The 22,011-nt window shown below is 50.6% G+C and carries 22 protein-coding genes; 7 read left to right on the forward strand and 15 right to left on the reverse strand.

The genetic code is table 11. From position 1 onward, the window contains the following. Nucleotides 1-100 precede the first annotated feature (100 nt). A complete protein-coding gene (locus F566_RS0121415) occupies nucleotides 101-592 on the forward strand; it encodes a GNAT family N-acetyltransferase (RefSeq protein ID WP_020409081.1) in 492 nt (163 codons plus the stop codon). A gap of 26 nt (nucleotides 593-618) precedes the next feature. Here F566_RS0121415 and F566_RS0121420 read toward each other — a convergent pair whose 3' ends face one another. Continuing rightward, entirely contained in the window at nucleotides 619-1,755 is a 1,137-nt protein-coding gene (locus F566_RS0121420; protein WP_020409082.1) for an acyl-CoA dehydrogenase family protein, read from the reverse strand. 181 nt (nucleotides 1,756-1,936) lie between these two features. Here F566_RS0121420 and F566_RS33715 point away from each other — a divergent pair, with 181 nt between their 5' ends. Further along, a complete protein-coding gene (locus tag F566_RS33715) occupies nucleotides 1,937-2,443 on the forward strand; it encodes a HugZ family pyridoxamine 5'-phosphate oxidase (protein WP_020409083.1) in 507 nt (168 codons plus the stop codon). 66 nt (nucleotides 2,444-2,509) lie between these two features. Here the strand turns inward: F566_RS33715 and F566_RS0121430 are convergent, their stop codons facing one another. From F566_RS0121430 to mpl, 6 genes are all read right to left on the reverse strand, one after another. Next, complete coding sequence (locus F566_RS0121430) at nucleotides 2,510-2,866, reverse strand: YdbL family probable chaperone protein (protein WP_020409084.1); 357 nt, start codon at nucleotides 2,864-2,866, stop codon at nucleotides 2,510-2,512. A gap of 61 nt (nucleotides 2,867-2,927) precedes the next feature. Next, a complete protein-coding gene (locus tag F566_RS0121435) occupies nucleotides 2,928-3,113 on the reverse strand; it encodes a YnbE family lipoprotein (RefSeq protein ID WP_020409085.1) in 186 nt (61 codons plus the stop codon). Between the two features lie 295 nt (nucleotides 3,114-3,408). Then, complete coding sequence (locus F566_RS0121440) at nucleotides 3,409-6,069, reverse strand: intermembrane phospholipid transport YdbH family protein (protein ID WP_026180203.1); 2,661 nt, start codon at nucleotides 6,067-6,069, stop codon at nucleotides 3,409-3,411. Next, nucleotides 6,066-6,827 carry an ATP-binding protein gene (locus tag F566_RS0121445; protein ID WP_020409087.1) on the reverse strand — a complete coding sequence of 254 codons (762 nt, stop codon included), beginning with the start codon at nucleotides 6,825-6,827 and terminating at the stop codon, nucleotides 6,066-6,068. The genes F566_RS0121440 and F566_RS0121445 overlap by 4 nt, the downstream gene beginning before the upstream one ends. 49 nt (nucleotides 6,828-6,876) lie before the next feature. Beyond that, on the reverse strand, nucleotides 6,877-7,527 hold the full coding sequence (locus F566_RS0121450) for a flavin prenyltransferase UbiX (RefSeq protein ID WP_020409088.1): 651 nt from the start codon (nucleotides 7,525-7,527) through the stop codon (nucleotides 6,877-6,879). Continuing rightward, nucleotides 7,527-8,897: a UDP-N-acetylmuramate:L-alanyl-gamma-D-glutamyl-meso-diaminopimelate ligase gene (gene mpl, locus F566_RS0121455; RefSeq protein WP_020409089.1), complete on the reverse strand. Its 1,371-nt coding sequence runs from the start codon at nucleotides 8,895-8,897 to the stop codon at nucleotides 7,527-7,529. Before mpl ends, F566_RS0121450 begins: the two co-directional genes overlap by 1 nt. 300 nt (nucleotides 8,898-9,197) lie before the next feature. Between mpl and F566_RS0121460 the strand changes: the two genes are divergently transcribed. Beyond that, nucleotides 9,198-10,460 carry a 6-phosphofructokinase gene (locus F566_RS0121460; RefSeq protein WP_020409090.1) on the forward strand — a complete coding sequence of 421 codons (1,263 nt, stop codon included), beginning with the start codon at nucleotides 9,198-9,200 and terminating at the stop codon, nucleotides 10,458-10,460. Between the two features lie 182 nt (nucleotides 10,461-10,642). Further along, nucleotides 10,643-11,548 (forward strand): alpha/beta fold hydrolase, encoded by a 906-nt coding sequence (locus F566_RS0121465; protein ID WP_020409091.1) that lies wholly within the window; start codon nucleotides 10,643-10,645, stop codon nucleotides 11,546-11,548. 56 nt (nucleotides 11,549-11,604) lie between these two features. Here F566_RS0121465 and F566_RS0121470 read toward each other — a convergent pair whose 3' ends face one another. Next, nucleotides 11,605-12,237, reverse strand: coding sequence for a TetR/AcrR family transcriptional regulator (locus F566_RS0121470; RefSeq protein WP_020409092.1), 633 nt, complete (start codon nucleotides 12,235-12,237; stop codon nucleotides 11,605-11,607). A gap of 311 nt (nucleotides 12,238-12,548) precedes the next feature. On the opposite strand from F566_RS0121470, the gene F566_RS0121475 reads away from it, so the two are divergent. Further along, a complete protein-coding gene (locus F566_RS0121475) occupies nucleotides 12,549-14,384 on the forward strand; it encodes a PilZ domain-containing protein (protein WP_157496973.1) in 1,836 nt (611 codons plus the stop codon). Nucleotides 14,385-14,440: 56 nt separating this feature from the next. Here the strand turns inward: F566_RS0121475 and F566_RS0121480 are convergent, their stop codons facing one another. The 7 genes from F566_RS0121480 to F566_RS33720 form a co-directional block, all read right to left on the reverse strand. After that, entirely contained in the window at nucleotides 14,441-15,241 is an 801-nt protein-coding gene (locus tag F566_RS0121480; RefSeq protein WP_020409094.1) for an ABC transporter permease, read from the reverse strand. Then, a complete protein-coding gene (locus F566_RS0121485) occupies nucleotides 15,238-16,125 on the reverse strand; it encodes an ABC transporter permease (RefSeq protein WP_020409095.1) in 888 nt (295 codons plus the stop codon). The genes F566_RS0121480 and F566_RS0121485 overlap by 4 nt, the downstream gene beginning before the upstream one ends. Next, the gene (locus F566_RS0121490) at nucleotides 16,118-17,200 is read right to left on the reverse strand and encodes an ABC transporter ATP-binding protein (protein ID WP_026180204.1); all 1,083 of its coding nucleotides are present in this window, start codon (nucleotides 17,198-17,200) and stop codon (nucleotides 16,118-16,120) included. The genes F566_RS0121485 and F566_RS0121490 overlap by 8 nt, the downstream gene beginning before the upstream one ends. Nucleotides 17,201-17,305: 105 nt before the next feature. Continuing rightward, entirely contained in the window at nucleotides 17,306-18,418 is a 1,113-nt protein-coding gene (locus F566_RS0121495) for an extracellular solute-binding protein (RefSeq protein WP_020409097.1), read from the reverse strand. Nucleotides 18,419-18,769: 351 nt separating this feature from the next. Next, nucleotides 18,770-19,144: a RidA family protein gene (locus F566_RS0121500; protein ID WP_020409098.1), complete on the reverse strand. Its 375-nt coding sequence runs from the start codon at nucleotides 19,142-19,144 to the stop codon at nucleotides 18,770-18,772. Then, entirely contained in the window at nucleotides 19,119-19,385 is a 267-nt protein-coding gene (locus tag F566_RS0121505) for a DUF2798 domain-containing protein (RefSeq protein ID WP_020409099.1), read from the reverse strand. Before F566_RS0121505 ends, F566_RS0121500 begins: the two co-directional genes overlap by 26 nt. After that, nucleotides 19,382-19,681: a putative quinol monooxygenase gene (locus tag F566_RS33720; protein ID WP_169334456.1), complete on the reverse strand. Its 300-nt coding sequence runs from the start codon at nucleotides 19,679-19,681 to the stop codon at nucleotides 19,382-19,384. The genes F566_RS0121505 and F566_RS33720 overlap by 4 nt, the downstream gene beginning before the upstream one ends. A 135-nt stretch (nucleotides 19,682-19,816) precedes the next feature. Here F566_RS33720 and F566_RS0121515 point away from each other — a divergent pair, with 135 nt between their 5' ends. Beyond that, on the forward strand, nucleotides 19,817-20,716 hold the full coding sequence (locus F566_RS0121515) for a LysR family transcriptional regulator (RefSeq protein ID WP_020409101.1): 900 nt from the start codon (nucleotides 19,817-19,819) through the stop codon (nucleotides 20,714-20,716). Nucleotides 20,717-20,936: 220 nt separating this feature from the next. Further along, nucleotides 20,937-21,722 (forward strand): hypothetical protein, encoded by a 786-nt coding sequence (locus F566_RS0121520; protein WP_020409102.1) that lies wholly within the window; start codon nucleotides 20,937-20,939, stop codon nucleotides 21,720-21,722. The last annotated feature ends 289 nt before the right edge of the window (nucleotides 21,723-22,011 follow it).

Raw genomic sequence — 22,011 nt, forward strand, 5'->3', positions numbered from 1 at the left:
CTACACTATGTCAGCATGAGATTTAAGGACTACACTTACCTCATCAATCAAAATCCAGAACCAAACTCATCCCAAACACATCAGTCACTGACAGGACAGTATGGAAGTAAAGATCCGCATCGCCACCGAACAAGACCTGCCTACAATCGTTGATATCTACAACTCTACGGTGGGATCCCGTAAGGTCACAGCAGATATCGAACCCGTCTCAGTTGAAAGTCGCAGAAACTGGTATCACCGACACAGCAAAAAGCGGCCACTTTTTGTCATGGAACAGGAAAGCAAGGTTATCGGATGGTTAAGCTTCGAGGACTTTTACGGTCGTCCGGCTTATTCGGGGACTGCCGAAATCAGCATTTACATGCATGAGGACAGTCGGGGGGCCGGCCATGGGGATTGTCTGCTGCGCCATGCAATCAACAGCGCTCTGCAGATTGGTCTCAACAGACTGGTGGCATTCATATTCGCGCACAACGAACCAAGTATCAGCCTGTTCCAGAAATACGGCTTTGTGAAGTGGGGCGAATTACCGGATGTGGCTGAGATCGATGGAGAAAAGTACAGCCTGCTGATTCTGGGGCTGGTTCTCTGACCCGCCCCGGAATATCGAAACCCACCTTAAAGCGAGCGAGCTACGATCTCTTTCATGATTTCATTGGTTCCCGCATAGATTCTCTGCACCCTGGAATCCGCCCAGGCCCTAGCGATCGGATATTCCCACATATACCCATAACCGCCATGTAGCTGCACACATTCATCCATTACTTTACATTGCAGGTCCGTTGTCCACTGCTTGAGCATAGCCGCCGTAGGAATATCCAGTTTCTTTTCCATATGCAGCTCCAGACAACGATCCAGAAAGCAGCGGCCTGCGGTAATTTCCGCTTTCAGTTCGGCCAGTTTGAACCGGGTGTTCTGGAACGCCATCACCGGTTTGCCGAAGGCCTGTCGCTCCTTGCAATACCCGATTGTCCAATCCAGGGCCGCCTCGCAACCGGCAATCGCCGAGATTCCCACCAGAAGCCTTTCCTGAGGCAGTTCGTTCATAAGCGCCGCAAATCCACTGTTTTCCGCCCCCAGCAGGTTCTCTGCGGGTACTTTGATATCCTGAAAAAACAGCTCGGAAGTATCCTGTGCCTTCATCCCCACCTTTTCCAGGTTTTTCCCTTTGCTGAAACCTTCCCAGGCAGTTTCCACCAGAAACAGACTGGTTCCCTTCGCGCCTTCTTTCGGATCCGTTTTGGCAACCACTATCACCAGATCCGCAAGTTGCCCGTTGGTGATGAAGGTCTTCGAACCATTCAGGATATAATGATCTCCCTGCTTGATCGCAGTACTCTTCACCCCCTGCAAATCCGATCCAGCACCAGGTTCGGTCATAGCAATGGCGCCAACCATTTCTCCCTTGGCCAGCCTTGGCAGATACTTCTCTTTCTGAGCCTCGGAACCATAATGCAGGATATAGGGCGCCACAATGTCTGAATGAAGACTGAAGCCAATCCCTGACAGCCCGTATCTTGCAATTTCCTCCGCCACCACAGTGTTAAAGCGGAAGTCTGTCTCTGCTCCTCCGTATTGCTCAGGCATATCAGGGCACAAAAATCCCATTTCACCAGCTTTGGTCCATAGAGCACGGTCTATCTGTCCGTTCTTCTCCCATTCACTGTGGTGCGGAACCGCTTCCTGTTCCAGGAATTTTCTGAATGCGTCGCGAAAACCTTCCGTATCCGAATCAAATAATGGCCGTGACATCATAAAGTGCACCTCGCTTTTATTATATTGGGCAATACGACTTCTAGTGTCCTCTCAACCTATATTTTAGCCAATGGTGAAAACAGTCATAACGACTGACGAAAACAGTCATATACAGGACTTGTGAGATATCGGGACTGGGGTTAACGTATCGGCACTTTCGACCAATAATACGGAATCCTCCATGCCAGAGAATCCACACCAGCCAGGCAATCCAGAAATAAGGGAAGAAATACTTACTCTGATTGACCGGCTAAAATCTCTTCAGATGGCCACACTCAACGCTACAGGCCAGCCTGAAGCCAGCTACACCCCATTTGTCTATCAATCTTCGTGCTTCTATATTTTCGTCAGCGCACTCGCGCCCCACACGCGCAACCTGATCGAGCGGAAACAGTGCGGCATCATGCTGATTGAGGATGAAGCCCAGGCCCGAAATCTGTTTGCACGTACCCGTCTGATGATTGACGCCGGAGTGGAATCGGTCCCGGCTGACGCAGAGGAATATGCTGAGATATTGGAAGTTATGGAGAACAGGCTTGGAAATACTGTTGGAATACTGCGGAGTTTACCGGACTTCAGTCTGCTCCGGCTAGTTTTCAGATCAGGAAGGTTTGTTAAAGGCTTTGGCGCCGCTTACAGCATCAATGACCCGGAATTCAGGGACATTGTTCAGGTGACAGGAAAATAAACGAGTCCCATTGATAACAAGTCAATACTTTCCAGACACATCGTTATCAATGGGATCAATCAGGGATTATTTAATTTCTTTCTTCAACACCCAGGTACCGGACGGGGTCTTAACGTATTCATTCGGACCGGCTTTGTTGATCAGTTTCTTGGCGGCCAACTCCCCAACTTTGTCCACTGCCACACCGTTCTTCTGGCCGATTCGGGCATAGGCTTTTGCACGTTTGCCGTTGATATCCGCGACTAATGCATTAACCTCAGGAGATGGCTTCACCGCACCAACATAGCCGTCAGCCTGCTCACCGACCAAACCTTTGGCTTTGGCCTCATCCAGTTCCAATGCCAGAGCGCCCCCGGCAAATAACAGGGTCACAACAAGTAACAGGGCTTTAAATTTCATCATGGTTTTCTCAAATCCGTTCATAGCTCTCACCTTCAATTCTCGACCTTAGCCTTCAAATACCAGCTTTCAAAAGTCCCACCGGTTAAAAGATCGCGTCTTCTTCATCAAACAGATCTTCCAGGTCTTTCTCCACTTTCACCTTGACCTCATGCTCGATTTTGACGTTGAGATTTATGGTGATAGGCTTATCAGGAACTGCCACCTCCACCCTCGGCGTGCAAGCCGAAAGTAAAAGCAGAATCACGACGCCCGAAAATACTTTTTGCATATTCAATTAATCCCTGGTTCATCAGCCTGTGCTTGCGGCTGCATTTCTAGACTGCCAGCATTTGCTCTGACGACTGACTGTTTTTCTAAAACTTCTCTTTAACAAATACTAGCTTTCAAAAACTAGCCTGTTTAGAAAAAGGTGTCGATTCGACCGACCCTTATAATTTTCCATGCCCTTATACCATAGCTCATCTGTATGAATACAAGCTGAATCGGCCTTTCTGCCCAAATTACATGGAGCATACAGACGCAGCCTGAAGAGAGCCTGTTTCTAAGGAATTCAACGTAACAGACTATTGCATGTAACGTTCTTCCAGTCTCTTTATCAAGTCATCAGGAATTTCCAGACTCCTCAACAGAGAAATAATATTACTTTCAACGTTCAGGTTGTAGTTGACTGGCGTACCATTGCGAAAATCAGGATTAGATCCCTTCATGGCCACTCCCAGCATTAACTTGCCTTCTGGTGCATAGTCCACACTGCTGGTCAGCGATTGATAGTGAAAGTTTTGCAACGCATCCACAGCGAACATCACAGCCTGGTTTTCTCCAGCCATCTGACGCCACTGGGGAACATCCAGTAACTTGACAGTCCCCGGCGCCTGAGCAGCCACCTGACCGCCACTAATAGAGAACTGCCCCTGATGAATGTTGATAGGCAGAAAACCGGCAATTTTACCGGTGGCCTGGACATTTTCATTCTCAACCGCCACAAGTTGTCCCAGATCCAGATCCTTCAGCTGAATCGGCAAGAAGGTCGTCAGAGGGCAATCAATGGGCGCTTCTTTCAGTAACGTCAGACTCCCACCGAAAGTCTCCAGCCCTGCTGACATCAACTGCAGATCACAATGCAGTCCTTCTGCCCAGCGGATACTTCCCTTGAGATTCGACGATAGATTGATCAGTGGAACCGAAGCCAATGCATTATCGGCAGAAAGCTCCAGAGGCGAAACGAATCGCAGATCATTTTCAGTGAACTGAACATCGGCACGGGCGGCGATATTTCTCACATAGCGGGGATCCATCTCAACTCCCCATTTCTCCAATTGCCCCTGGGTTCGCCCTTGAATCATAGGAGACCGCTGCAGATCGATATTGATAAAACTGACATGATTCAGGCTTCCCGGACTGACTTTCAGCTCTTTTTTCCATGCAGGAACCCAGGATTGAATCCAGGCCAGATTTTTGAATGTGCCATCTCCCTGGAGTGACAACCAGCCTTTCTGTTGTGCCAGATCGTAATTCGCCTCAATCGTCTGTCGCAGCCCCAGACTATTCAATGTGCCCCGTCCCAATATCACTTTCCCTGGCTGGACATTGAGAGGTGCCTCAAGTTTCAAAGGAAGAGATTGCTGTTTGTGGGTTAGAGAAGCATCCAGTGTCACATCGCTGCTCAGATTCATCCCACCGGAATCTGCCAAATTGATGGAGAATTTCTTCAGCGACAGGGTCCCATCGGACCGCAGAGGCGAACGATTAGGATGATCATCTGATAGCGGAAATTCCCAGGCTCCCCAGTTGAAGGTTACAGGCCCTACTCCAGATACCTGTGTATCGGAGATGTGATCCAGGCGAACCTTGCCGCTTATACTGGCCGTTTTCGGAAACCGCGCCAGAGGCCGACTCTCGGACTGAGTAATCGCCAGTTCAAGCTGCAAAAAGCTTTCGCCCTCCGATAGTTTCACAGTCGCATCCGCTTCTGCAGCCAACGTGCCCCGATTTCCCAGCGAAGAAAGCTTCAGTGGTAGCGTCTGCCAACATTCTTCAGAAACAGGTAAATCACAGTCGAATCCTCTGTTTAGGGCCAGCTGCCATCGTTTCGCGATAGACTCAGCAGGCAGAAAATTCGCCCCTTGCTGAATAACTTGCAGCCATTCCTGAAGAGAGCCTGGGGCTAGTTGCACATTCAGCGTCGGAGGCGAAAGCTTAAAGTGTTCGGGGGCACGCGTACCATTCAAGATCACCTTTTGTTCTCCCTCTATTGTCATCTGCGGCTCAACGATTTTGCCCAGAACGTTATTTTCAACCTCCAGCGTCCATGGTGCGGAAAAGAGAACATCCGGCAGGGTCAACCTGAAAGAACCTTTTGCCAGGAGTGTCTCAAAGTGCCGCTTAAGAGGGACATCAGGCATGGTGAATATGGCAACTGTCGGGATGTCGATAAAATGGGCTCCCTGAAATTCCCAGAGACCACGATCCGACAGCTTCCCTTCCAGCGATACCTCTGCATTGGAAAAGCTGGCAGCTACCTGCATTTGACCGGGAAAGGTCCAGCTCATATCGGTTTCTATGAGTTGACCCAGATAATCGGTTTTGACAGTCAGCGCCAACTCCTGTGGTTTACGCTTCAATTCCATGCTTACGGGAGCATCCCATAACTTTGACCTGGAGGAAGATCCACCAGGGGACAGCTTATCCGGGGACTTTTCATCAAAGAGTTTTGTGCCTTCTTCATTCACACTGAACAACTCCATGGAATCGACTGACACAGAAAGAAATGGAATACGTTGATGCAGGGTTTGCAACAAGGCTGAAACGGCCACAAAGGACTTTGACTCTGACGAGTCGGAGGTCTTTACCAAGACTTCAAGATGCTGGATACTGGCAGAAAGTGATTGTTCCACGTTCTGGCAACATTTCCAGCCCAATACCATATCGGAAACCTGAAAGGCATTACCCTCGACCTCCAGTTGAAGATCACTAATGAGCCACCCTCCCCAACCGGGACGTCCCATATCCAGACGACGAATCTGAACCCCGGCCCGGTCAGCCAGTTCCTCCGCCAGAGGAGGTATCCATTGAGGCGCGCTCCACCAACTGGCGAGCAATGCCAGGACGATTCCCAGCAAGGTCCCCAGAATCAGGACATTTCGGATTCTGCTTCTACCGGAGGGGCTGCTTTTCGTCGTCGAGGCCCCTTCTATGGTCACAGTATTGTCTGGGCTATCACTCACTTTTCAACGCTGTTTTTGTAAAACTGGAAAGCGGCTCGTCCACTGCGTCCGCCACGTTGCAACGCAAACTGGATAGCATGACGATGCAGCTCTTTGCGATCGCCCTCATAATCCTGAAAGTAGTGATCGATTATTTCCAGATATCGATCCTGATTGAACGGATAAAACGAAATCCACAAACCGAACCGGTCTGACAGGGAAATTTTTTCTTCAATGGCCTCGCCGTGGTGAATCTCGGTATCCACCACCTGCGATGTCAGATTCTCCGACATGTACTCCGGCATCAGGTGGCGCCGGTTTGAGGTCGCGTAAATCAAGACGTTCTCAGGAGGTGATTCGATTGAGCCTTCGAGAACACTCTTCAGAGCTTTATAGGTCTTTTCGCCCGCTTCAAAAGACAGGTCATCACAATACACAATGAAGCGCTGAGGTTGATCGCGGACCTCGTCTACAATCTCAGGCAGGTAAACCAGATCATCCTTATCCACTTCCACAATACGCAGGCCCTGATCAAAATATTCATTCAACAGCGCTTTGATCATGGATGACTTACCGGTGCCGCGAGAACCCCATAAGAGAACATTGTTGGCGGGGAGGCCAGCAATAAATTTTTCCGTATTACGTACCAGGGTTTGCTTCTGATCATCGATCCCCAGGAGTTGATCCAGGCGAATGGGGTCTATGGTTCTGACGGCCCGCAGGGAGCCTTTCAATTGTCGCCAGATAGCCGCAGGCGTGTTCTTCCACTCAATACTCATCGTCATTCCAACATTATGTGTCTGTTTGCATGCCTACCCCCGAAGCCTGTCAGTCCGGTGTCGAACCTTCGCGGCCCCATCTTGGCATCAGTGATTGTTCAACCCCCAGATGGCTGAGAATCCTTGCTACGATAAAATCCACCATATCATTGACCGACTGAGGCTTATGATAAAACCCTGGTGCTGCCGGTAAAATCACGACTCCCATGCGGGAAAGTTTCAGCATGTTTTCAAGATGGATAGTGGAAAAGGGCGCTTCCCTGGGCACCAGAATCAGTTTTTTCTGCTCCTTCAAAACCACATCCGCTGCCCGTTCGATCAGGTTATTACTCGCGCCAGTGGCAATGGCCGACAATGTCCCGGTGCTGCATGGACAAACCACCATGTGTTCCGGCGAACCGGAACCGGACGCCACGGGCGCCATCCAGTCTTCACGTCCAAAGACCCGGATCTGATCAGGTGCTGCATTCAGGTTTTCAGATAACACCTGCTGCAACTTTGCCGCCTGCGCCGGGAGTTTCATGTCCGCTTCAGTTACCGCCACCACGTGAGCTGCTTTGGATACCATGACAAACACCTGATAGCCGGCGGCAACGAGCACTTCCAGTAAACGGTAGCCGTATTGAAAACCGGAGGCGCCGGTAACGGCAACAGTAAAGGTTCCCTTGAATGGTGTCCCAGGCAGTTGTGCGCCGGACATCAGGAAACCTCCAGTGTCAGGTCCAGATACTTCTTCAGCCTTCCCGGCAATCCCTGAAATCCGCCATTACTCATCAACACAACATGTGCTGGACCATTCACCGTCTTCAGTAAGCTTTCGATGCTGTCCACATCATGCAGGACCTGATGCTTGGCTCCGGCATTCGCTACCGCCTGATCCAACCAGTCATAATGGTCAAAATTGGCCCAGATAACCTGATCCGCCAACTCGGCAGAGGCCAATAAGGTGTCTTTGTGCACACCCATCTTCATGGTATTTGAGCGAGGCTCAATGACAGCCCAGACCGGCGTATTACCGACCCGGTTCCGCAATCCCTCCAAGGTGGTCTTGATGGCTGTCGGGTGGTGGGCAAAATCATCATAAGCCACAACCCCATCAGATTCGCCCAGTTTTTCCAGGCGTCGCTTAACGCCAGGAAACTCATTGAGAGCCTGAATGCCGTTCTGGGGTTTTACACCTATATGGCGAGCCGCCAACAATGCCGCCAGGGCATTCTGGACGTTATGGAGTCCACTCATTCCCCACGCCACCGTCCCGACTTTTTCGCCTTTCAACAACACTTCAAACCGGCTGCCGTCAGGTTCCAAACAGTTAGCAGATAAATCCGCCGAGGGATCATCGAGGGCATAGATGACCCGTGGACTCCACAAGCCCCGCGCCAATGTTTCTTCTATCGCTTCCACATCGCCGGGTGAAATCACCACCCCCTGACTCGGAACCGTCCTGACCACATGATGAAACTGCGTCTGGATCGCTTTCAGGTCATCAAAGATATCAGCGTGGTCATATTCAAGGTTGTTGATGATCAGGGTACGCGGGCGGTAGTGAACAAACTTGGATCGCTTGTCAAAAAACGCGCTGTCATATTCATCCGCCTCGATGACGAAGAATGAGGTATCCCCCAATCTGGCAGAAACGCCGAATCCAAGAGGAACACCGCCGATCAGAAAGCCGGGAGCCAGCCCGCATTGATCCAGAATCCAGGCCAGCATGGAGGTCGTTGTCGTCTTACCATGGGTTCCCGCCACAGCCAGCACCCATCGCTCCTGCAGGACATGCTCGGACAGCCACTGCGGGCCACTGGTATAGGGAATGCCTTTGTTCAGAACATATTCCACCAATGGATTTCCCCGACTCATGGCATTGCCGATAATCACCATGTCCGGCATCGGGTCCAGATGGGAAGGTTCGAATCCTTCGCGCAACTCTATTCCCTGGGACATCAACTGTGTGCTCATGGGCGGGTAAACGTGCTGGTCGGAACCGGTGACCCGATACCCCAGCTCCTTGGCCAGGAGAGCCAGACTCCCCATAAATGTTCCGCAAATACCTAAAATGTGAATATGCATGATGATTTCTTTACACTGATACCTGACGATTTCTTTAAATTGGCACCTGAACTCAGATTCTTTGGCGCAATACCTGACCCAAATGTACACGTAAAGAACACATTATTACTGAGGGGCTTGGTTCATGCCAGCCGGAAGCTGAGAAAATCAAACAGTTGCATCCTAATCTTGTAGAGCAATGATAAGTCGCATCTCTATCGTCGATAAATTGCGCGATTCCCGACATGAAAAGGCCGACATTTTCGCGTATGATGCGCCCGCAAATCGTACTGAGCCAGAAACACGAGAGGCCCCAGCCAAATGACGGTAAAAAACGCGTTCTATGCCCAATCCGGCGGTGTGACTTCGGTCATCAATGCTTCAGCCTGTGGGGTCATCGAGGCGGCACGGCAACACCCGGACAAGATAGGCAAAGTCTACGCCGGCCATAACGGTATTATCGGAGCACTAAGGGAAGAGCTGATCGACACCAGCCTGGAGAGCGACACAGATATCGCCGCGCTGAAACACACTCCTGGTGGAGCCTTTGGTTCCTGTCGTTACAAACTCAAGGATATCAAGACGCAAAAGGCCGAGTACGAGCGACTGATCGAAGTTTTCAAAGCCCACAATATCGGCTACTTCTTCTATAACGGTGGTGGCGATTCCTCTGACACCGCTTTTAAAGTCTCCCAGATCAGTGAAACTCTGGGCTACCCGATCACCTGTATCGGCATTCCAAAAACCGTCGACAATGATCTCCCGATTACCGATTGCTGTCCCGGATTCGGTTCCGTTGCCAAATATATCGCCACCTCAATTCGTGAAGCGTCACTGGATATTATTTCCATGTGCGAGTCGTCAACCAAAGTATTCGTCATGGAAGTCATGGGGCGCCACGCAGGCTGGATTGCCGCTGCGGGTGGTCTGGCTCAACACGAGGGGCAACCAGCACCTCAGATCATTCTGTTCCCCGAGGTGCCCTTTGACCGGGATAAATTCCTCAAACGTGTGGACAAAGTGGTTAAACGTGATGGCTACTGCTCAATCGTGGTGTCAGAAGGGGCTCAGTACGAGGACGGTCGTTTCCTGGCAGATGCCGGTGTGACCGATGCCTTTGGCCATACTCAATTGGGTGGAGTTGCTCCGTTTATCGCCAACATGATCAAATCAGAGCTGGGCTACAAGTATCACTGGGCGGTAGCAGACTATCTGCAGCGCTCAGCAAGGCACATATCTTCCCAGACCGATCTGGAGCAGGCCTACGCAGTCGGCAAAGCTGCAGTGGAGCTGGCTGTACAGGGCAAGAACGCCCTGATGCCTGTAATTGTCAGGGACCAGGACAGTCCCTATCTTTGGTCCATCGGTGAGGCTCCTTTGTCCCAGATTGCCAACGTGGAAAAGAAAATGCCACTGAACTTCATCAGTGAAGATGGCTTCGGCATCACCGAAGAAGCCCGGCGCTATCTGGCACCGCTTATCGAAGGCGAATCCTATCCTCCCTACAAAAACGGCGTGCCTGACTACGTCAAACTCAAAAACCAGTTAGTTGAGAAGAAGCTCTCTACCAGTTTCAGCATTTGAAAAACATACCACTCGGCCCATTCACTGATTTGAAGAAATGGGCCGAGTCTATGCCCCTTGTTCCCTTATCAGTTTATCAACGGCACTGATGCGCGACTCCCTTGCCAGCCCGGGAGACGGGCCTCACCGACACTTTGATCCTGAACTATAATTGAATCATCGTTGTTTTCTGGTAGTCATCTATGCCCTGGGTACCTATGCGTGACGGAAAGTCCGTCTATGTACGCATTATTGGAAAGGGATCTCCGGTAATTTTTCTGCACGGTTTTGGCATGCACTCCGGCCATTGGCTACCGTTTTTACTCCCGTTGTCACATCGTTATCGCTTCTACCTGCCAGACATGCGCGGCTTCGGAAAATCCGCTGCTGTCAGCCATAACTCTGATTGTGTGCTGACCAATTATGCCGAAGACCTACATGACATCATGGAACATTACCAATTGACGGGTCTTCCTCTCGCCGGCATCTCCATGGGAGCCTTTGTTGCCATGCAGTACTTCCGGTTGCACCCGGAAAACAAGATCACGGCTTATCTGAATATTGACCAATCTCCTTTTGTTCATCAAAGCTCTGATTGGCATTATGGAATGTTCGGCCGGGACGGCGCGGTGCGATTCAGGATTCTGGAAGAGTTGCATAAGACAGCCGCTGAATTCGGACCTGACTGCCTGTTTGCCGAGTTACCCGACGATTTCCAGCAGGCGTTTCTACATGAACTGAGTGAGTTTGTAGGCTATGCCGTCTCAAGCCCGGCCCAAAGACGTCTGGTCAGGCAACTTTGGCGCTTTCCTCTGCTGGCCAATCAAATTCTACCGGCCAGCCACTGGTTTGCTTACAACACCTGTCTGGGGGCCTATCTGCAACAGGATTACGACATGCGCCCGCTCATGGCATCACTAAATTTCCCCGTCTGGGTGTTGGCAGGAATGAAATCGGCAATGTACCCCTGGCAGGGTCAGAAATATATCGCCGACCAATGTACCCGAGGAAACTTTATCCCTTTCAAAAAGAGTGGCCATATGCCGATGGTTGATGAACCCGGAAAGTTTGTCCGGGTCACAGGAGCTTTTCTACAGAAGCACTGCTAGCAGCAAAGCCAGCAGGAGAAAGTTAAGGTGTGCTGTCAAAGAAGCGCCAGAAAGGATTAGTTTCCATCCCGTTTAAGTACGCCATGCAACGCCAACTGCAGGGAATCGATAATCAGGCTCTCATCATGCTGACGTTCAGTACATTGATACATACCGTCAATCCATAGGCTGGCAATACCATGGACCATGGCCCAGATAGAGTGGGCGATCAGGGATGCGTCCTGGTTAACAAACATTTCGGCCTGCACACCCTCTTCACAAATGGCCATGATGACCTTAAATGCCCCCTGGCCAGCCTCGGCAAGATCCGGATATTCCAGCGGACATTCGATGACAGGACCGAACATCAGTTTGTACAGCTCCGGGTGATGGCGGGCGAAATGAATATAGGCAAGCCCCGCCTGCAACATTTTCTGGGCTGAATCTTCACAATTCTCTGACGCCGCGAGAGTCGCCCTGGTCAATTCCTGGTATCCCTGAGCAGCCAAAGCTGCCAACAAAGCATTTTTATCTGAGAAATGACGGTATGGGGCAGTCTGGGAGACACCAATATCCCGCGCCAGAGCGCGTAATGAGACTTTATCGGGCCCAACCTGTTTAAGCTGTTCCAGCGCTTTTTCCAACAGCTCCTGGCGCAGGTTCCCATGGTGATAGCTTTGCTGGGTATCAAGAACGGCAGATTTTTCCAAGGCCTCACCTCGCGTTGAAATTGAATAAACCGAAGTATAGCACAGGCATGTTTACAATGAACACTTTAAGCATTATTACCTGTCACAGGATGGTTCCAGCGCAAGTTAATCATCACTCTAAAGTGAGCAGTCACTGGATTTCCTGTCAGTCTGTCTATACTTAATCATTAGGGCAGGATGTGTCCGCATGCGATCTGTTACAAGGCTTTGCTGATGTTTAGTCTGTAGTACAGGGGTTCTCGGTCAGCAAATTGTTACTGAATCAACTGCGTGCTGCTTTTCAGCCAGTTTTTGATTATCAGGAACAGGTTATGGACATCCAGTATTTTTGGCACGACGTCATTCTCGGACTCCTGTTTATTTTCGGGGTCATCGGGCTGCGTTTCAACCAATGGCCAATCAAAGAACAGCCTTTATACTCCGGCCCCCCAAGGGAGTATACCCATTTTAGCCGGTTTTCCGCCTTTTACCTGATTTATTCCAGTTCAATGACGATCGTAGTGTTCTTCCTGAGTTCCATGGGATCGATTCTATTCCAGTTTCTGGAAACTTATGCCGGCGATTTTTACAGCACCGTGCCTCTGCTCCATGGCATCCGTCTGCAGTTTGGTGACAGCAGCATTCTGGCATCGGCCATTATTGTGTACCTGATAATAAAAATTCCCACTGCCGAAACCTACGAGATCCGGTGGCGGACGTTTCTTCAACGCGCTGCCCGCATCCCCCAGGCGGTGTATGAAAAAATCGCCACACTGAAAGCCAACCCAAGATCCTTTACCCCTAAAGACCGGGACATTATTCCCATTCTGGATTATCTCAGGGAAAACAACATTCATCTCAAACAGGTTTCCCCCGAAGATTTTATTGAAGGCGCAGGTGAAGAAAAATCCGTTGAACACCTCTACGTCAAAATTGCCTATCTTCTGCAGAGAATTCAGACAGAGGCACCGGACAAACCCAAAGGGCTGGCAAATTATCTGCAAAACCTGGATGACAAGAAAAGAAGACTGAACGAGATCGGTCTGGCGCTATCCGTTGGCAACCTTGATGTCGTCACCGAAAAAACCTACGGAGATGAACTGAACAGACTCCAGGACATTATCTACGAATGTATTGCCCGTATGACCGTGATTCAATGTGCATCAGAAGAAAGCCAACGCCGAACTTTTCTGCGTTACAATCTCAAGCTCCCATACAAAGACACCCGCCCTAAACTGGAGGGCATACTCTGGCTGATGCTGGCGGGTATTGTGGGTCTGTCGATGCTACTGACCATCAGTTATGAAGTGGTTATCAACCTGTTTTCAATGACAGAACTGGAAAGAGTCAGTCCGGGCTCCTTTATGGCAATACTCTCCTGGGTGAAATCCACGGCCATCTTGTTTTTCTCAGCCATACTGACCGGCATCATGACAGAAAAAATGTTCGAGGAAGACCAATACGAAATCTCCGTCAGATCCTATGTCTGGTCGTTTATGGTCAGCTACCTGATCGCCTTCATCTACCTGGTCAGTCTGCGGGGAGAGCTCTTGCCGCAGTTCTACCTGTACTCCCTGTCACCTGCAACGGCCTCCACATTGGTCGTCTGGAACTTACTCAACACACAGTATTTCATACTCGGCAATGGTCGCTGGCAGGCACCGTTGAGGACTGCGACCCATCAGGCAGCCATTCTCGGCACCGTCACACTGTTAATCTGCCTGGGACGCTCAGTTCTGTTTCCCGCCTCCAACTTCACGTTTGCAGAAGCGGTTGGATTCACCTTTTTTGGAGGCCTGATCGGAGCCTCCATGGGATTCATCATCGGCTTTGTTTTCGCCCACGAAATCAGGGCGCAATTGGTGTGTCGGAACCGTCGTAGCCCCAGAGCCAGGTTTATCGAGCAAGTACAGGCTGAAGTTGGCCCGAGAAATGTTTATGCGGCAACTGAGAACATCTCCCTGAGCGGATTGATGCTGACCCTCAACGACAATGTCGAAGTGGGCCAGCATATCACTCTGAGGCTATCCTTTGCCTCCGTTGTCGGCCGGGTTGTCTGGCGGGCGGGGTCCAGGCTGGGCATACGCTTTGAGCACACCGACCAGTCCCTGAAACCCATCGAAGGTTTTATCCGCAGGCAGTTCGGCCCCCAGATGCTGTACCGGTAAACCGATCTGCCGAAGGCTATCCGATTTACCGACACCACATCACCGGGCCTACAGGACTATAGCTTCACCACCCGTGACTCACGCCGTTTTTTAACCTCATACACAATCGCCAGCAGAACTGTCGCCACAATCATCACCAGACCCAGCGCATTCACCGCAGGTGTCAATCCGGTACGGACCTTTGAGGCGATATAGACAGTGAGAGTGGTATCGTACCCCTTCACAAACAAGGTGGTGTTGTAGTTCTCAAACGACTGCAGGAACGCGATTACCGCGGCGGAGATAATCGCCGGTTTCAGATAAGGCAGCAACACTCTCCTGAAAGTTTGCCAGGGAGTCGCTCCCAGGCTCTGTGCCGCTTGCTCCAGCGTTCGGTCAAAACGCTGCAAACGTGCCAGAATCATTAGCATGACATAGGCTGCAATAAAGGTTGTCTGGGCGATGACAGTGAGAACGATTCCACCGTTCACAGACAATCCCTTCCAGAAGATCAGCGTGGAAATCCCGACAATCACGCCCGGAGTCAACAGAGGTGACATCATCAGGGAATAGAGGAATGATTTTCCCCGACCCTGCACAGTAGAGAGAAACAGCGCACAACACACCCCAATCGGAACAGCTACCAGCAGAACCCCAATTGCCACAATCACACTGGTCAGCAATGCATCCCACATGGCGCCGTCCTCTGCCAGCACCCCGAACCACTTCATCGTGGCGCCTTTCCAGGGAGAAACAGTCGGGAACCGGCTATCGTTGAAGGTGGCGATCCCCATAATGATCAGGGGAGTAAACAGGTAGAGGAAGAAAACTCCGATATAGAAGCGCACTCCCCAACGCAGAATTGTCTCTGACTTCATTTCGCGATATCCCCCAGCCCAACTTTAAATACTTTCATGATCAGAGCAATAAACCCGATACAGAGGATCAAGAGGAGAAACGCGTAGGCTGCGCCCTGATTCCAGTTGCCGCCCTCAAAAAACCAGTTATAGATGATCTGGGTAAACCAGCGGCTGCCCGGTGATCCCAGCAACGCTGGTACCGCATAGCTTCCCGCAGCAAGCATGAAGGTCATGATGCAACCAGTGGCAATCCCCGGTTTGGCATGCGGTATGATGACCCGGTAATGGGTTCTGATCCAGCCTGCCCCAAGGTTCCGCGCCGCCTTGATCTGGTTGATATCAAGGCTCTCGATTGCGTTGTACAAGGGGAAAATCATAAACAGAATATAAGCGTACACCATCCCAATCATGACCCCGCCGTCGCCGGATAGAAAGCGTACAGGTCGGTCAATCATCCCCAAAGCCAACAGTAAAGCGTTGAGGGGACCTTTGTAGGCAAGGATGATATACCAGGAGAACGTTCTCAGTATCTCGTTGATCCAAAAGGGAATAATCAGCAGCAGGATGCACAGGGCTGCCTGCCTTGGCGTTGCCACCTTGGCCAGGTAATAGGCCAGCGGATAACTGACAACCAAAGTCAGCAACGTGACCAGAACACTCGACCAAATGGTCTTGAAGAAAATGGACAAGTGAATGCTATTGTTAAACAGTGTTTCGTAATTGATCAGCGAATAGGTATCTTTCGGTCCACCCAGCTCTGCCGGAAGCAAATTGGGACGGAAAGAGTAATCCACCATCAGCAACTGGGGCAGAATCACCATACCCAAGAGCCAGACGGCGATCATCGCGATAATACCGGCGGCCAGCCCTCCTCCGAACCGTCCGGCCAGTTGCTTAAACATGATCACCTCCGGCAATCACCACCGCGTCCTCCGGCCGGAAAGACAAAGTGGTCTGAGCTCCGGGAACCAACGCTTCGGTATATTGCTCTGAGCTGATCTGCACAGCCAGATCACGTGAGCAGTCCGTTCGGGCATTCAATGTAAGGTAAGAACCTTCGAAATTGATTTCTTCGATGCGGGCAGCAATTTTCGCCGGGTGGTCCTGCTGGTCCAGGGAAAGCTGCTCCGGACGAATAAACAGCGTTGCCTGCTCGCCAACACTCAATGCCCCGACAGCCTTACCGGGAAATACGCCCAATGCACCACAGTCAATTACCGCCAGGCCGTTATCAACAGATTTGATGGTACCTTTGAGACCATTGTTCTCGCCTACGAATGATGCCGCAAAAGCCGTCGCGGGTTCTCGGTAGAGCGTAATGGGGTCCGCCACCTGCTGCAGTTTCCCGGCAGACATTACCGCCACCCGGTCTGACATGGTCAGCGCTTCACCCTGATCATGGGTGATATAGATAAACGTAATGCCGGTTTTTCGCTGAATTTCCTTAAGCTCAGCCCGCATATGCTGGCGAAGCTTCAGATCCAGCGCGGAAAGAGGCTCATCCAACAACAGAACCTGCGGTTCCACCGCCAGAGCACGAGCAATGGCGATACGCTGCTTCTGACCGCCGGAAAGTTCAGAGACTTTCTTTTTACCACTTCCCTGCAGAGCCACGAGCTCCAACAGACGGTCCGAAGCTTTTTTCCGCTCAGCTTTTTTCACCCCGCGGACTTCCAGACCAAATTCAATATTTTCCGCCACCGTCATGAGCGGAAACAGGGCCAGATTCTGAAAAATCATAGAGGTGGGGCGCTTATTGGCAGGCACCTCCCGCATATTACGGCCGCCGATGTGAACAGCCCCTTCAGTGGGATCGAGGAACCCGCTGATCATATTCAGGATCGTGGTTTTGCCACAGCCCGAAGGGCCGAGAAAACTGAAAAACTCCCCTGACTCGATTTTAAGATCGGTCTTCTGGACCGCCGTGAAATGGCCAAAGCGCATGACCACATTATCAAGATGAACACTGCTATCCATCATCTCTCCCAAACATCTCGACTAGTAGATAGCGGTACCTGTCTTCACCGGCACCAACATACGAAAAAGCCCCCGGACATCCCAGGGGCTTCGAAGGGTCGGTTATCAGGCCGACAGATAACGGTCCTGATATTCATTACGCAGGGCCACATACCATGGCTCCTGGATCGGCCACCACCACAGGTTCTTCAGATCCTGCTCGGTGTAGGATTCCTGGAAGAACTTCTTGGTCGCTTCAGGCAGCAGTGCATCTGCCCCCTTGGAAGTAGAGTTGTAACCAGTGGATTCCACAAACATGGCGCCCGCTTCCGGTGTGTAGTACCAGTTAATGAACTCATACACCGCGTCCACGTTGTTGGCGTTTTTGGGAATAACAAAGCCTTCCATCCACGCCAGGGCACCTTCTTTTGGCGCTCTGTAAGCAATCGGCTCACCTTCCTTCATCAGGTTAAAAGCCGTGCTGTCCCAGGTTTGTCCGATGACCGCACCGTTGGTTCTGAATGCACCCTGTGCCTCATTCTCGGTCGACCAGAACTGGGCGATCATGCCTTTGTGCTTCACAGCCGTTTTCAGGATGACGTCGAAGTTGGCACGCATAGCCTTTTCGTTTTTGTAGGAATCCAACAGCGGATGCGGCAGTTTACCCTGCTGCTCCAGCCAAAGGCCGATTCCCACCAACGCAGAGTGACCACGAACGGCCACGCCGCTATCATGTTCAGGATTCCACAGGTCCCCGTAGCTCAGATTTTTAGGGTCAACCTTGGCATATTCGGTGTGGAAACTGATGGCTTCTGTTCCCCAGTCAGATGGAGCGAAGTAGCGCTTGCCATCTACCACGCCGCCGACTTCCGAGCCGCTCATCGCGCTGTCGAGACATCCGTTCCACTTAATCCGTGAGGTATCCAGGGGCTGGACCAGATCGAAATCAACGTAGCCGGGAACCCTGTCCACTGTCGGCATGATGATGTCAAACCCGGTACCGTCGGTGGCACGCAGTGAGTTCATCAGCTCGTCATTGGTTCCATAGGGTGTGAAAGTGGCATTGATACCGGTTTTCTCTTTGAAGTCCGCCAGCATTTCATCGGTGATATAACCCGCCCAGGCATAGATCCTGAGTTCTTTGGAGGCAGCCAACGCCTTGTTGATATAAAACGGAGAGGCAGCTGCAGCTCCGGCCAACATGGCGCCTTTAACAAACTGTCTGCGAGAAAAGGACATAGTGGTTCCTCGTATCTTGGTGTGTTTGCCGGAGGTTACATCCGAAGACGACAGCAAAATGCGGCAGAGATCCGCCAACATTTGTTTCCGGCAAAGATTCTTTTTGTTCGGTTAAGTTTCAACCGAAACTGTTTTTATTGAATACACATTCAATTTTAAGCATAAAAAAACAACAACTGTCCAGTCATTACCGGAACAGTTGTTCGATTTTTTTCGCCTTGGAGGAAAATGGCGGCAGGATTTGGGAAGCCCCATTTTCCAGGGGCTTAGAAATCATAATACGATGACAGGATGATGACAGTTGGTGTGGATAGATCCGTGGCGATGCTCGTAATTTTTCGCCGGCAGCCGCTAAACTGCCAGGGTCGCTTCAATTTCAATCTTTAATTCGGGGTCAAATAATTTTTCAACCTTGAGCAACGAACTGGCCGGGAGGTGAGCCCCATAAACCGCCAACAGTGTCTTGCGCAGTTCATCCAGATGTTCCAGCTCAGTCACAAATACAGTTACTTTAATCAAATGCTCCAGCCCTCGTCCCTCTGCCGCAGCAATGGTATCAATTTGTCGAAAAATGACACTGGCCTGATGGGCGATTGAGGAATGATGCGCCTCCGTACCAAATGCCGTCAGCCCTGACAGAAACAGGGTATTACCATGTTTCACTGCGTGCACGTAGGGCCCAACTGGAGCTTCCAATCCTTCATAGTTGATTCTCCGCAGTTCCATAGTCTGTTTCCTTCTGTTTATTTTGATTTTCGATAACCCAGGTGGTTACCTGATGAATTCGGGGACCGAATATGTAGGAAATGGTGGCAGCCGCCGGCCAGGCAGTGATGAAAGCAGTCCCCCATTTCATGAGAAATCCATCGACAACCCCAAGATTGATCCAGGTCACCCAGGCTGTCATCAACAGGGACAGGACCAGCGACATAAACAAAGAAAAGAAAAAACGATAGCGAGTGCTCATAAGCAGACCTCCTCCAACGCGTCCAGTTTTGTCACCTTCAGGACATCCGTCAGGCCAAGTCCGAAATACCGCTTGGTATGCGGAGCATCCAAATGAGCCTGTAACCCTTCCTCTCCATTCCAGACTTCCCAGAGCCAGAAATCACCGGGGTGCTCCCGATCTTCCAGGAAGCGAAACTCAATACACCCTGGCTCCTCACGGGTGTGTTGCTGCAACAGTTTCAGTTCACTGCGTGCCACATTGAGTTGATGAAAGTTGATCACGCGTATGTGGGCAGTCAGGTAGTAGGCGGTCATGGTTTCTCCCATGGATGTCAATTTCAGAGTTCGTTCCACCGGTGTTTTAAACAACGAGTGTACAAACAAAGACTACCACCCTATTATTTATGCAAGAATAGCCATTTCCTTAAACCTATTTTACATATTTGCAAAATGCTTGATGAACTGAAGATTTTTATCGTGACGGCAGAGGAAGGCAGCCTGACCGCGGCGGCGGCCAAAATGAATATGACTGTAGCCACAGTTTCACGCAGACTCAGCAGCCTGGAGGAACACCTGAAGTGTCGCTTATTACATCGGTCTCCCCGTGGCTTAAGCATGACTCAGGAGGGGCAGACTTACTTCAACGAGTGCGCGGAGTTCATCAGATCTCTCGATCAGCGCATGGAAAGCCTTAACGATACGCTCAACAGTCTGGCAGGTCCGCTGAGAATTCTGGCACCGACCAATTTTGCTGTAGGGCCCCTGGACAACTTCTGGCACGAGTTCATCCAGGAATACCCGGAAATTGAACTCTCCATGGAATTAAGCAACGATTTCGTGGACATTAAACACGCACAGGCAGATGTTGCTATACGAATCGGACAGCAACCAGACTCAGCACTCATCCAGAAGACTCTTGGATATATCAATACGATACTGGTCGCTGCCCCTGAGGAGATTCACTTACAGACGCCCCCTAAATCAATTAACGAATTAGAAAACCGGCAAACTGTCGCAACACACATACTCAATCATTGGGAGTTGGTTCACCGGAATGGACAGCAGACCGTATTGAAGAAACCCCACCGCTATATCTCCAACGACCTTTCCATGGTGATTAATATCGTTAAAGCAGGAGGTGGAATAACGCTGCTGCCGCTCAGTGCCGTCTATGATGATCTGCAATCAGGCAAACTGGTGTGGGTCATGCCCGAATGGCAAGGGCAGGAAAGACACTTCTCTCTCGTCTGGCCCTACCGGCGCGCCGTATCTGTCAGGGCCAAAGCTTTCATCTCTGCCTTAACCAGATTTCTTCACAGCCAACCCTGGTTTAACGCTCCCGGTATGTAGCCAGCTGATTCAAATAACCGGAGAACAGTTCGCCAGCGCGGAAAGACCAATTTCACGAGAGCAGCCTTTACCTGGATTTCTTTGAGCACTTCCAACAGTGGCAATAGTAAATTGGGTGACCGCCAGATGACCTAACGGTAACCCTGCACCAATCAGAACAGGTTGTCGTTGTCTTCGGGTTCAGGTTAAATGGGGATTTAGGGATATTCGGCACAACCGGATGATGGAAAGCCACATACCACCTCTGAACTCTTCAGAGCTACTGACCACTCCCCGATACGGGGAAACGGAACAAAAGAACTTTTTTTATTTCGCCCTCGCGGCGGCACTTTGCCTGCATATACCGTTATTTTATCTGTCATATCCAAAACCTCACCATGTTCAGCAGACGACAACTCTGCAAATCGAAGTGAATACGGCGGCTGTTGGAGAAATCCACTCAGAGGTGGCAGCAGATACATCGTCAAACCTATCAACAGAAACAGCCACAGAGGTACCCATAAAAAACGCAGACAAAACGCAAGCCTCCGTAGCAGCCTCCTCTTCCTCAACAGAGGTTGTCAGCCCTTCCCCGATCGATAAAGAAAATACTCCTCCTTCGCAGGACCATACCAATACTGAATCATCACCTTCCCAGCCAGAACTGGCGGCAGACAGCCAAAAACCTAAACCACATTCAGGGATATCTCTGCTGGAAAGCGCGCTATCTATTGCCAGAGAAACTACCGATGATGAAACAGAAACGGGCACCGAACGTTTTGACCGGCGCTTAACCCAGGCGATAAAAGATGCGGAAATCTATAATCAGCCGGGGACATACTCTAACAATCAGATCACCAGCTACACGGACCATACAGGCCGACAGTTTGTCAAAGTCGGTAACAGAGGTTGCTTTGAACTGGTCGACGGTGACATCGGCCTGCAGGAAGGTAAAGTGTGGTATTTTTCCGACGAATGTCCTGGCCAACAGGACAAGCCGGTAATTTCTTTCGAGCATATCAACTGACGACATGCCTCAGCGGCACAATGTGCCATCGGTCTGGATGACAATGGACCGTCTATTGGTAAGCCGAGATTATCGCTGCAATACTGCCATCTTCAATACGCTGATCAATCAGACGATTGATGCTCTCAAGCAGGACAACACAGGATGATTCCCGCGATATAGATAGATGTACCGAATTCACGCTGACGGGGTTTCAAAACGGATACCAGGTCCTCATAACCCAGCATTCTGATTTTCAGATTCCCACTGTACAGGGGAAGAATCATCAAATTTCTGGCAAAGGCTGATG

This window comes from Hahella ganghwensis DSM 17046, from assembly GCF_000376785.1.
In the GTDB taxonomy this organism is placed as follows: domain Bacteria; phylum Pseudomonadota; class Gammaproteobacteria; order Pseudomonadales; family Oleiphilaceae; genus Hahella; species Hahella ganghwensis.